This window comes from Methylobacter sp. sgz302048 (assembly GCF_052162025.1).
In the GTDB taxonomy this organism is placed as follows: domain Bacteria; phylum Pseudomonadota; class Gammaproteobacteria; order Methylococcales; family Methylomonadaceae; genus Methylobacter.
In genome coordinates, this window is sequence record NZ_CP197401.1 from 2741994 (window position 1) to 2754268 (window position 12275).

Annotated in this window: 8 protein-coding genes; 1 reads left to right on the forward strand and 7 read right to left on the reverse strand. The window is 50.1% G+C overall.

Going from position 1 to position 12275, the window contains the following annotated elements:
* Positions 1-7: 7 nt before the first annotated feature.
* The 6 genes from ACTNE6_RS12465 to rluC all read right to left on the reverse strand — a co-directional run bounded on the left by ACTNE6_RS12465 (position 8) and on the right by rluC (position 5082).
* A complete protein-coding gene (locus ACTNE6_RS12465) occupies positions 8-1333 on the reverse strand; it encodes an ATP-binding protein (protein WP_442496954.1) in 1326 nt (441 codons plus the stop codon).
* 97 nt (positions 1334-1430) lie between these two features.
* Positions 1431-2108 carry a response regulator transcription factor gene (locus ACTNE6_RS12470; protein ID WP_194968342.1) on the reverse strand — a complete coding sequence of 226 codons (678 nt, stop codon included), beginning with the start codon at positions 2106-2108 and terminating at the stop codon, positions 1431-1433.
* Positions 2109-2124: 16 nt separating this feature from the next.
* On the reverse strand, positions 2125-2382 hold the full coding sequence (locus ACTNE6_RS12475) for a PepSY domain-containing protein (RefSeq protein WP_194968343.1): 258 nt from the start codon (positions 2380-2382) through the stop codon (positions 2125-2127).
* Between the two features lie 132 nt (positions 2383-2514).
* On the reverse strand, positions 2515-3480 hold the full coding sequence (locus ACTNE6_RS12480) for a S49 family peptidase (RefSeq protein ID WP_194968452.1): 966 nt from the start codon (positions 3478-3480) through the stop codon (positions 2515-2517).
* Between the two features lie 8 nt (positions 3481-3488).
* Positions 3489-4142, reverse strand: coding sequence for an HAD-IA family hydrolase (locus ACTNE6_RS12485; RefSeq protein WP_442496955.1), 654 nt, complete (start codon positions 4140-4142; stop codon positions 3489-3491).
* Positions 4126-5082, reverse strand: coding sequence for a 23S rRNA pseudouridine(955/2504/2580) synthase RluC (rluC, locus tag ACTNE6_RS12490; protein ID WP_442496956.1), 957 nt, complete (start codon positions 5080-5082; stop codon positions 4126-4128). Before rluC ends, ACTNE6_RS12485 begins: the two co-directional genes overlap by 17 nt.
* A 510-nt stretch (positions 5083-5592) precedes the next feature.
* Here rluC and ACTNE6_RS12495 point away from each other — a divergent pair.
* Positions 5593-7872, forward strand: a complete 2280-nt coding sequence (locus ACTNE6_RS12495; RefSeq protein WP_442496957.1) for a ribonuclease E/G — start codon at positions 5593-5595, stop codon at positions 7870-7872.
* Positions 7873-7931: 59 nt separating this feature from the next.
* Here ACTNE6_RS12495 and dnaE read toward each other — a convergent pair whose 3' ends face one another.
* On the reverse strand, positions 7932-11435 hold the full coding sequence (dnaE, locus tag ACTNE6_RS12500; RefSeq protein WP_442496958.1) for a DNA polymerase III subunit alpha: 3504 nt from the start codon (positions 11433-11435) through the stop codon (positions 7932-7934).
* Positions 11436-12275: the final 840 nt, after the last annotated feature.

Below are 12275 nucleotides of genomic sequence, written 5' to 3' on the forward strand. Positions count from 1 at the left end.
TCCAAAGTCATGGCAAGTAAACGCGCCAACTCATGCCGCCCAACGCCTTGCTTTTACCCCCTTCCAGCTTGCCTCCCAGAAGTCCCGTTAATTCGTAGACTACTGCCATGCCGATACCGTGCCCATGAATGTTTTCATCGGCCCGAACCCCTCTTTTCAGAATTTCCTTAAGCTTATCGGCAGGAATGCCGGAACCGTCATCCTCAATCTGCAGCAGCACCGAAAAGCCGGCATTGGCCTTCGGGTCATGAAACGAAACGCTGATACTGATCTTCTGACGACACCATTTACAGGCATTGTCCAGCAAATTGCCCGCAATTTCGTAAAAGTCGCCTTCTTCGCAATAGATCTGGCAAGGCTCGGGAACATCAATATCGAAAGCAATGCCTTTATCAATATAAACTTTGCTGAGCGATGCGATAATTTTTTTAATGATGACCGCCACATCCACTGTTCGGGTAATCTGGTGCTCGCCTTTCGCGGCGGCTCGCTGCAATTGATATTCGACAATTTCGTTCATGCGAAAAATCTGCTCTTGTACGGTCTCCTTGTTATCGCTGAAAGACTCGGCGCACCCCCGCAGGATGGCCAGCGGCGTTTTCAGGCTGTGCGCCAGATCAGCCAGAGTATTGCGATAACGCTCCAAATGCGCCCGTTCACTGCTGATCAGGGCATTCAGATTTCCTGCCAAGCCTTGCAATTCCGTTGGATAACGGCCGTCCAGCCGAGTTTTTTTGCCTTTTTCTATCTCCTCAAGATCCCTGACGACAACGCGCAGCGGCTTTAAGCTCCAGCGCAACACGGCAAACTGGATAAAAATCAGGATCAGTCCTATCGCCAGCAGCCAGAATCTCAACGCCGCTTTAAAACGCTCCACCTGGCCTTTTACAAACTCGGCATCTTCAGTCACTGTGAAGGTATATTCGCGCTCCACATGGGCCCGGCTTTCCCAAATCACATCATAATGCAGCGCATAGTAGCGCCCCTGCTCATCCAATAAAAAAGCTGTGTCGCCCGCGCTTAATTCAGCCGGCGGCGCCACAGGGTCCAGACCGATAGCCGACGCCGAATGCCAGACCAATGACGGCTTGCCCTTTTTTATTTGCTGAATAAATCCGTAAAGGCCTGATCCCGGATTGGTAAACCGGGGCTCAGGCAAATCGGCGGGCATAACCAATTGACCGGAATTCTTAAGATCGGCGGCGGATAGAAGTGAGTAAACCTGGACTTGCAATTTTTCCTTCAACACCTGCTCGGCACTTTCGCGAAAGCTCTGTTCAAGAACGACAGCCACCAGCGCAAAGAAAGCAGCAAGCACCAAACCGGCGGACATCAGCAATCGAAAGCTTAAAGATCTGGTTTGCACACAATGCCTTTAAGGAAAAATAAGATACAAAGACGCATTAAGCGCTTTTGCAGAAATGATTATGTCAGGAAGGAATGATCGGCACGCGATAACCTCGGCCGCGCAATGTTTCGATGGGTTTCAACGTACCGTCAGGATCGAGTTTTTTCCTCAAGCGGCCGATAAAGACTTCAATGACATTGCTGTCACGATCGAAGTCTTCATCGTAAATGTGTGCGGTCAGGACGGATTTTGAAACGATTTCGCCTTTACGGAACATCAGGTATTCCAGCACCTTGTACTCATAAGCCGTCAGCTCCAGCTTCACTCCGCCAACGGAGACTTCCTGCGCCACGGTATCCAGTTCTATATTGCCGTGGCTCAAAACGGGATGCGCCAGTCCGGCGGAACGCCTGATCAAGGCATTTAGCCTGGCCAATAACTCTTCATAATGGAAAGGCTTGACCAGATAATCATCCGCGCCGGCTTCCAGCCCTTCCACTTTCTCCTGCCATCGGCTCCTGGCCGTCAGGATCAGGATCGGTATTTTAATGTTGTTTTTGCGCAGGCGTTTGATCAACTCGATGCCGGAAAAATCAGGAAGCCCAATATCAACGACAGCTGCATCGAGCGGATACTCCTTGCCCATATAAAAACCATCGCTGCCCGTATGAGCCGTATCGACGGCAAAACCTTTGTCCGCCAAGAACTCCTGGATCTGTTCGCAAAGGGTTACTTCATCTTCGACGACAAGAATACGCATGTTTTTCTTCCTTAAATTAACCGATTAACTCACCGGTCTCGGCATCAATCAAATAATGCTGAATACGTCCATCAGGTGTTAGAACTTTAATAACATGGACTTCCCTGCCGTTAATTATCTCAGTTTGAGCGCCCAGCACTCTTTTACCGCCTTTTTTAATGATTTGTTTCGTAGCCTGATCCAGGCTGACGCGCGCCAGTATGACAGCGCTTTCCGCATAACAGACATTGGAAAATAACAAGACCAATGCGAGCAGTTTAATCAAATTTCTCATGGATGATCCAGAGCTTAAGTTATTGTTTATTTAGCCATTGCCGAAAGTAACCGTGCCCGGATTTTTACAATCAGGAGAATACATTGAGCGGAAAGGATTTTAAATCACCATACTGAATCCGAACTGAATCCGCTACTGCAATGACATTCCTTTAACCATAGTGCCGATAGCTTGTCCGAAAGATGCACCCAATTTGCCTGCAATTCTGTCCAGCAATTGTTCCTGTTGTGTAAAATCAACTTTATTCTCGACGCCAATAACTTCCTTGGCAACGTAGTCATCATTACCAAACGCATCGGCAACGCCAAGCTTGACGCCTTCTTCACCGGTCCACACCAGTCCCGAAAAGAGTTCAGGCGCATCCTTAAGCCTGTCGCCGCGGCCGGCTTTAACGGCGCCAATAAATTGTTGATGAACCTGATCCAGCAACCCCTGCATGTAGCGTGTTTCATCTTCTTTAGGCGGCGAAAACGGATCCAGCATGGCTTTATGCGTGCCTGCCGTCAGCAACCGACGTTCGACGCCCAATTTTTCCATGACATTAACAAATCCAAAGCCATCCATGAGAACGCCTATGGAACCGATAAGGCTGGCTTGGTTGACAAAAATCTTATCGCTCGCTGAAGCGATATAATAGCAACCTGAAGCGCAAATATCGCTGACTACAGTGTAAATCGGCAAGTCAGGATGCTCTTTTTTTATCCTTCTGATTTCATCATAAACATAGGATGATTGAACCGGACTGCCGCCAGGTGAATTGGCGTGCAGAATAATGCCTTTGGTATTCGTATCTTTTACCGCATTCTTCAGGCTTTTTATAATGCTATCGGCATTGGCGTCCTTATCCTCCGCAATCATCCCGACTATATCAATAACTGCCGTATGCTCCTCAGTGTCGCCGCTCATACCCTCCATAATATTCGGAAATGTGAACAGGGTTAATATGACGCATAGATATAAGAATACAAGGGATTTGAAAAAAACGCTCCAGCGTCTTGCTCTTGCTTGCTCTGTAACGGCCGCCAAAGCCACTTTCTCAAGAACTTCACGCTCCCATCCGGCAGCCATTTTAATTTGGTTGTCTTGTTGATTTTCCATTACTTGATTTAACCTCCAATAATATCCAGTAATTCCGTCGGCCGCTGTAAGCATATCAACGGATTGTATTGTTGCAATATGTCTTTTGAATGCGCTCCGCACGATACGGCGATTGATGAAATCTGTGCATTGAGCGCCATTTGCATATCGTGAACCGAATCGCCTACCATAAGCGTTCGCTCATTGGCGGCCTCCATATGCTGAATAATGTCCAGAACCATGGCGGGGTCGGGTTTCGAAGCGGTCTCATCGGCACAGCGCGTGATATGAAACAAATCTTCGGTTCCCGTCGCCTGCAGAGCCTTTTCCAAACCGGTTCGGCTCTTCCCGGTCGCTACAGCCAGCTGAAAGCCCGCCCGTTTCAGCTGCACCAGCATCTCATAAACGCCTTCAAATAAATCATCCTGACTAGTCTGCCTTGCGAAAAATGCCTGAATGTAATGGGACATTAGCTGATCGCGGATTTTTTCGTCGGCTTCCGGAAATAAGGTCCGTATTGCATTTTGGGTACTTAAGCCGATCACATCCTTCGCCGCTTGCCGCTCCGGAACAGTGCAATTGCACGATGCCGCGGCTTGCTGCAAGCAACTGACGATCCAGTCGATGGAATCGACTAAAGTACCGTCCCAATCAAATATAATTAAATCAAACCTGTTCTTCATTGCTTAATAATTCCTCCAGATCCTGCGGCAGAGGAGCGAAAATTTTCAGTAATTCCCCGCTGACCGGATGCAGGAACTTCAGTTTCTGTGCATGCAAAAACAAACGTTTATAGCCTCTGCTCTTAAATGCCTTGTTGACCTCGTCCAGACCATAACGCTCATCGCCGACAATAGGATGGCCCAACCAAGCGGCGTGCACACGTATCTGATGAGTACGCCCCGTTTTCGGCGAAGCTTCGACCAGCGTTGCATTTGGGAATAATTTCAGACGCTTGAAAGCCGTTTCGGCCTGTTTGCCGGATTGACTGACGACCACCATACGCTCGCCGCCTTTATTGACATTCTTTTGCAGAGGTACAGTAACTATAGTTTGCTTCTTGGCCCACTGACCTGCCAGTAAGGCTACATAGGTTTTTTGAACCTGATCACTGCGGAAAAGTTCATGCAGCTTGCGCAAAGCGCTACGCTTCTTCGCTATCAACAAACAACCGGAAGTATCGCGGTCCAGCCGATGCACCAGCTCCAGAAAATGAGCCTCGGGCCTTATCTGCCTGAGACCTTCTATAATGCCCGAATTTACGCCGCTGCCGCCGTGAACGGCAAAACCCGAAGGCTTGTTCAAAATTAAAAAGGCATCATCCTCAAATAAAATATTTTTTTGCAGGGCATCCCTCAAATTCTGGCCGACAAATGTTTCCTCGGTTTTTTCCGATACCCGGACCGGCGGAATTCTGACGATATCGCCCGCTTCCAGGCGGTACTTAACGTCCACACGGCCTTTATTGACTCTAACCTCGCCTTTGCGAACAATACGATATATGCGGCTTTTAGGAACACCTTTCAAGCGGGTAATTAAAAAATTGTCCAATCGTTGATCACTATTTTCTTCCGTAATTTCGACAAATTGAACTTTTGGCGCGCTTTGTTCTTCTGAATTCATGATATAGATAATACCAGCATCTCGTTAGGATTGATTCTTTAAATTGATGTAGAGCGATAAGGTTGCTATATTAAGCAAGTTTGAATATAAAAAACATACTTTTGCTCGGCAGATTTCCATGACGAAACTGAACCGGCAACCCAACTGAAGATAAAACAGCCGATTACGATGCTGGGTCTTCAAATACGATTTTTCGGGTAGCGTTCGACCCATGACGAACGATTTATAACTCCTGTTTAAGACAGAATTTACAACAAGACTGAAAAAAGAATATTTATTTGCTTAGTAGTTGTCCGTGCCAATTATCGTTGCCTTCACGTCTTGAAGGTCAAGATACCAACTGCAACGCTTAGATGACGGAAAAACAAAACCGTAAAAAAACAAGTCTGACGCGTTATTGGCCAGAAAAATGAATCTAGTTTGACCTTACAAACTTACTTAGCACTAGACCCTAACCCAGTCTGATCAGTAAATTCTGATAATGGAGCAGGAAACCACAAGGATAATTGAATGAAAAGAATGCTTATCAACGCTACGCAGGCAGAAGAACTGCGAGTCGCATTGGTAGACGGTCAAAAACTGTATGATTTTGACATAGAAGTCCCTTCTAAAGAACAAAAAAAGTCCAACATATACAAAGGCATCATTACTCGCGTAGAGCCCAGCCTCGAAGCAGCATTTGTAAACTATGGCGCCGAAAAACACGGCTTTTTACCTTTTAAGGAAATTTCTTCCGTCTACCGCCAACCTCAAGAAGGCGCCGAAACCGAAGGCCGCCGCCCATCCATTAAAGACCTGATTAAAGAAGGCCAGGAAATTCTGGTTCAAATTGAAAAGGAGGAACGCGGCAATAAAGGCGCCGCCTTAACCACCTATATCAGCCTGGCCGGCACTTATCTGGTGCTGATGCCTAACAATCCGAAAGCAGGCGGCATTTCTCGCCGCATCGAAGGCGAAACCCGCAGTGAATTGCGTGAAGTCATGGCAGCACTGGATATTCCGGACGGCATGGGCTTGATCGTGCGCACGGCTGGCTGCGGCAAAAACGCTGAAGAACTGCAATGGGATTTAAATTACCTGCTGCAGTTATGGGAAGCCATAGAACGCACTTCCAGCGAACAAACCGCGCCGTTCCTGGTGTTTCAGGAAAGCAATGTCATCATCCGCGCCCTGCGCGACCATTTGCGCGGCAATATCGACGAGATCCTGATAGACAACGAATCCTCGTTCAAACTGGTGCAGAAATTCCTGAAGCAAGTCATGCCGCACTTTTTGCCGAAAGCAAAACTGTATCAGGACGCGGTTCCTCTGTTCAGCCGCTACCAGATCGAATCACAGATCGAGCTGGCCTATGGCCGCGAAGTACCTCTGCCTTCCGGTGGCTCCCTGGTCATCGATCATACTGAGGCTCTGACTTCGATCGATATCAACTCGGCGCGCGCCACAAAAGGCAGCGACATTGAAGAAACTGCTCTGAATACCAACCTCGAAGCAGCCGATGAAATTGCCCGCCAGCTCAGATTGCGTGACTTGGGCGGCCTGTTCGTCATCGACTTCATCGACATGATGTCCAATAAAAACCAGCGTCTCGTTGAAAATCGTCTGCGCGATGCGCTGAAAATAGACCGTGCCCGCATCCAGACCAGCCGCATCTCGCGCTTTGGTCTATTGGAAATGTCCAGGCAGAGAATGCGCCCGTCACTGGGCGATTCCACGCAACTGCCCTGCCCGCGCTGCAAAGGCCAGGGCACTATCCGCAATGTAGAATCGGTTGCGCTGGCTGTGCTGCGTATTCTTGAAGAAGAAGCCATGAAAAAAGGCACGGAAAAAGTCATCGCCCACTTGCCGATTGAGTGCGCCACTTTTCTGCTGAATGAAAAACGCCATGCCATTGAGCAGGTTGAATCAAGACTGAAAGTCAGCATTGTGATCCTGCCCAGCAAACATCTGGAAACGCCGGCTTATGACATCGAGCGCATCAAGGAAAAGGATGCTATTGAAGAAAAACCCAGCTACCAGCAGATAAAAGAAGAAGAGATCACAATTCCGGAATTTGCCCAGCAAGTCAGGCAAAAAATCGAGAAGGCGGCTATCAGGGAATTTTTACCGGAATCCCCGGCTCCGATGCAAAAGAACGTTTCAGCCAGCCTGATCAAGCGCTTCTGGTATAAACTGATCGGCCCGAGCATTCTAAGCGCAGAACCCGAGCCCGAGAGAAAAGAAGCCTCGACAGGCGCCACCGAGAAGGCCAGAGGCGCAGATGAAACCCAGCCAAGCAGAAGCCGCGATAGCAGACGCGGCCCTCGCCCCAAGCGTGGCGGCCGCGGCCAGGACAGAAACGGCAAGCGCCCCTCTGAGGCTGCTGCTGGCGTGCCTGAGGCAAAAAGCGAGCCGGCTAAAAGCGAGCCTGTCGCAGAGCCGGAAGTAGCGGAAAAGCCTGCCGAAAATGCCGCACCGGTAGCGGAACAGCAAGCGCAGAAACCATCCGGCGGCAGAAACAGAAGAGGACCTAATCGCAGAAGACCGCGTAATCCTAATTACAAAAAACCTGAATCCAATGGCGATGCAAATGGCGAAATCCATGCCGTTTCAGAGGAAGCGCCAAAAGAAGCCCGAAGCGAACCTCGGCCCTATGCTCACGATTTTGCTGAAAGAGCCGAAAGAATAGAACGCCATGAGCCGCAGGCCCATGAAAACACCAGTCAACCGGTTTCAGAATCGCCGAAACCTGTCGCTGAACCAAGGGCTAGAGTTGAACCCGTAACACAAGAATCTGGCTCCGACTCTTAATCGATCGGTTGCATTATGAATCGCCGCGAAGCATAAAAGCTTATGCTTCGCGGCGATCATTACTTGTACTTAACTTCCACTTCGCTGGCTCCCGGCAGACGTTTCAGGCGCATAATCAATTCATCTGTTGCCAGCACACGCCACTCATCGCCAAGACGCACGGTTGCCTTCGCCTGGCGCGATTTGTAATTCATCAGCACCGGACACCCGCCGCCCTTGAAGGGGCTGAGCACCGCACTTAATCTCTGCAGGAATGTATCGTCATGCTCTTCGGCCTGCCATGTCAGCTGAATCCCTCTGGCGAAAGCATCCCGGGCCTGATCCATGCTGTAGAGTTTCTCTACCGTCAAGCGCAGGGTGCCCAAATAATCGTCAACCGCCAGCGGACCTTCAGCGACCAGCAACGTATCGCGAGCAAAGATATCGCGATATTTTTCATAAACATCGTTAAACGCCGCGATTTCGAGCCGGCCGGACCTGTCATCCAGCGTGGCAAACCCCATCATTTTTCCTTGCTTGGTCTGACGGGTTCTGATTTCCACGACCAACCCGGCAACTCGCGCTTCCATCTTGCCTTTCATGCCCCGTTGAGGGCCTGCACGCTCGACATTGGCGGCCAAACTGGCTATTTTCCCATGCGTAAACTCTTTCAGTTCCGCCTCGTACTGGTCAATAGGATGACCGGTCAGAAACAGTCCCAGCGTTAACTTTTCCGCTGCCAGACGATCCTTTTCAGACCAAGGCTCGACAGTCGTTGAATAAGCTTCGGTTTCTTCGACATTATTCTCGGCATTGACCGCCAGGCCGAACAAATCATTCTGGCCTGTCTGCGCCATCTTGCCGTGCTGCTCAGCCACTCTCAAAGCCGTAGACAGCTCGGCCAGATGGCCGGCCCGGTTATCGTCAAACTCATCGAATGCACCGGCGCGTATGAGCGCTTCCAGCACGCGCCGGTTGACTTTTCTCAAGTCGACACGCTTGCACAAATCATACAAGCCGGTAAACGGGCCGTTTTCATCCCGCTCCTTCAGCATGTCGTCAATGGCCGCCTGACCTACGCCCTTGATGGCGCCTATACCGTAGACGATGTGCCCCTTGTCATTGACGGTAAAGCGGAAATTGGACACATTGATATTCGGCGGACAGATGGTCAGCTTCATCTGCCGGCATTCCTCAATCAGCACCACGATCTTGTCGGTGTTGTCCATATCCGAGGACAGCACCGCCGCCATAAACGCGGCCGGGTAATGCGCCTTCAGCCAGGCGGTCTGGTACGCGACCAACGCATAGGCGGCCGAGTGCGATTTGTTGAAACCGTAACCGGCGAATTTTTCCATCAAGTCGAAGATATAGGTCGCAATGCCTTCATCGATCTGATTGGCGACGGCGCCCTGCGTGAACACTTCGCGCTGCTTGGCCATTTCTTCGGGCTTTTTCTTGCCCATCGCGCGCCGCAGCATATCGGCGCCGCCCAGCGTATACTGCGCCATTTCCCGCGCGATCTGCATCACCTGCTCCTGATACAGAATAACGCCATTGGTCGGCTTCAGAATCGGTATCAGCAAGGGATGCGCGTATTCGGCCTTGGCCCCGTGCTTGACGTTGATGTAATCGTCCACCATGCCCGATTCCAAAGGGCCCGGCCGGAACAGCGCCACCAGCGCGATAATATCGTCAAAACAGTCGGGCTTGAGCTTTTTAATCAGCTCCTTCATGCCTCGGGATTCGAGCTGGAACACGGCTGTCGTTTGCGCATTTTTCAGCAGCTCATAGGAAGCAGGATCATCGCGCGGAATGGTCGTGATATCGACCAATGGCTCGCCGGCCTGTTTTTTCTTCTGGTTGATCGTCTGCAGCGCCCAGTCGATAATCGTCAGCGTGCGCAACCCCAGGAAGTCGAACTTAACCAGACCGACGGCCTCCACGTCGTCCTTGTCGAACTGCGTGACCAGATTGCCGCCGCCCTGCTCGCAATACAGCGGCGTAAAATCGGTCAGTTTGGTCGGCGAAATTACCACGCCGCCTGCGTGCTTGCCTGCGTTTCGGGATGTTCCTTCCAGAGCACGCGCCATATCGATCAGCGACCTGACTTCTTCCTCGGTATCGTAAAGCTGCTTCAGGTCGGGGCTGTCTTTCAGCGCCTTATCCAGCGTCATGCCGATCTCGAACGGAATCAGCTTGGCCAGCCGGTCGACAAAGCCATAGGAAAAGCCCAGCACGCGCCCGACATCGCGAATAACCGCCTTGGCCGCCATCGAACCGTAGGTGATGATCTGCGCGACGTGATCGCGGCCGTAATGGCGCGCCACATAATCGATCACTTCGTCGCGCCGGTCCATGCAGAAGTCAACGTCGAAGTCGGGCATGGAAATACGTTCCGGATTCAGGAACCGCTCGAACAGCAGATCGAATTCGATAGGGTCCAGATCGGTAATCTTAAGCGCGTACGCCACCAGAGAGCCGGCGCCCGATCCACGGCCCGGTCCGACCGGAATCTGATTGTTTTTTGCCCACTGGATAAAGTCGGCGACGATCATGAAATAGCCGGGGAAGCCCATCTGAACGATCACATTGAGCTCAACCTCCAGACGGTCGTAATAGGCCTGGCGATTTTCCTGATCGGTGCCCTTGCCAACGGCCGGGTATTGCACCAAACGCTCCTCCAGCCCTTTTCTGGCCGAATCGATCAGATGATCGCCCAGCGACACACCGGCCGGCACCGGAAAATCAGGCAGGAAGTTCTCGCCCAGCGTCAGCTTCAAATTGCAGCGCTTGGCAATTTCGACCGTATTTTCGAGCGCTTCAGGAATATCGGCAAACAACGCCTGCATTTCCTCGCTGCTGCGCAGATATTGCTGGTCGGTATAATCTCTGGGCCGCCGGGCATCATCGAGCACGCGCCCCTGGTTGATGCAGACCCGGACTTCATGCGCTTCGAAATCCTTCTGATGTATAAACCTGACATCATTGGTCGCCACCACCGGCAGATCGGCAGCCAGAGCCAGTTCGACGGCTGCGGCTATGTAACGTTCCTCATCGGGCTTGCCGACGCGCTGCAGCTCCAGATAAAAGCTCCGGTCGAACAGCGCACCCCATTGCTCGGCCAGTCGTTTTGCCAGCTCCTTGTTTTCGGCCAGCAAGGCCTTGCCGATATCGCCGCTCATGGCACCCGACAAGGCAATCAAGCCAGCATGATTGGCTTCTATCCATTCCTTTCTCAGCATCGGCACGCCCTGATGCTGCCCTTCCTGATAGGCTTTGGAAATGAGTTCGGTCAGCGTGATGTAACCCGTGTGATTGTTGACCAGCAAGGTCATCCGGAAAGGCGTCGCTGGCTCCTCCGGATTGAATATCAGCACGTCCGCCCCACCTATCGGCTTGATGCCCTGCCCCAGCGCCGCCTTATAAAACTTGACCAGCGAGAACAGATTGGCATGTTCGGTCACCGCAGCGGCCGGCATGTTCAATTCGGCCAGACGCTTAACCAGCGGCTTGATTTTGACGATGCCGTCAACCAGGGAAAATTCGGAATGAAGCCTTAAATGAACAAACGCGGGTTGCATAGGTGTTTTTTTATCAGAATCAGGTAAGTAGTGCTGGTAAGTAGTGCTTGCATCAAAGCGGGTAAAGCAGCGCGAAACAGGCAAGGCTTGAACAGCCAAGCCTATTTTTTACCACGAAGCGCATGGTTTTTAGAGCGAGTGTAAAGCCGGCGGCATACGTCTTTCATGGACCGATATTATACACTTTCAGCTTTAGAGAGGGCTTCAGTTTCAGAAACATGCCGATAAAAATAGCCACACCGCATGCTTTAAAAAGTTATTCACAAAACCTGTGGATAACTTTGTGGATTGGTTGTTTTATTCACCGCTTAATTACCGTTTTTATTACAGTTTTGTTAAATTGTACAAAAATAAACCAATACGGTAATTTTATTGTTATCAATAACTTACAGATAAATTCCCCATATATTGGAGCCTAGGTTAGCGCTCGCTAAGTCATTGATTTAGCCTGTGGGCAACTGATATTGAGTCAATACCACTTCCATAAGCATCAAGCTAATCCTTGCGTTGGATTTACTCAGTTTTTTATAGCGCTTCAGACAGGAAAACCAAATATGGCTTTGTTGAGATAAGCCTATCGGCAGGCATCCGATAGGCTTCTTTTGCAGTTATTCACAAAACCTGTGGATAACTCTGTGGATTGATTGTTTTATTCATCGCTTAATTACCGTTTTTATTACAGTTTTGTTAAATTGTACAAAAACGAACCAATCCATTTATTCATTAATTATCAATAAGTTAAACTCTAGCTTTAAGCCTGATTCAAGCCGGATAAATATGCGCTAAGTTATTGATTTAGCCTGTGGGCAACTGATATTGAGTCAACACTTTCCAAAAACA

Excerpts from the sequence above, each read along its gene's own strand:
- ACTNE6_RS12465 (WP_442496954.1), bottom strand. The coding sequence starts at position 1,333 with ATGTCCGCCGGTTTGGTGCTTGCTGCTTTCTTTGCGCTGGTGGCTGTC.
- ACTNE6_RS12470 (WP_194968342.1), bottom strand. The coding sequence starts at position 2,108 with ATGCGTATTCTTGTCGTCGAAGATGAAGTAACCCTTTGCGAACAGATC.
- ACTNE6_RS12475 (WP_194968343.1), bottom strand. The coding sequence starts at position 2,382 with ATGAGAAATTTGATTAAACTGCTCGCATTGGTCTTGTTATTTTCCAAT.
- ACTNE6_RS12480 (WP_194968452.1), bottom strand. The coding sequence starts at position 3,480 with ATGGAAAATCAACAAGACAACCAAATTAAAATGGCTGCCGGATGGGAG.
- ACTNE6_RS12485 (WP_442496955.1), bottom strand. The coding sequence starts at position 4,142 with ATGAAGAACAGGTTTGATTTAATTATATTTGATTGGGACGGTACTTTA.
- rluC (WP_442496956.1), bottom strand. The coding sequence starts at position 5,082 with ATGAATTCAGAAGAACAAAGCGCGCCAAAAGTTCAATTTGTCGAAATT.
- ACTNE6_RS12495 (WP_442496957.1), top strand. The coding sequence starts at position 5,593 with ATGAAAAGAATGCTTATCAACGCTACGCAGGCAGAAGAACTGCGAGTC.
- dnaE (WP_442496958.1), bottom strand. The coding sequence starts at position 11,435 with ATGCAACCCGCGTTTGTTCATTTAAGGCTTCATTCCGAATTTTCCCTG.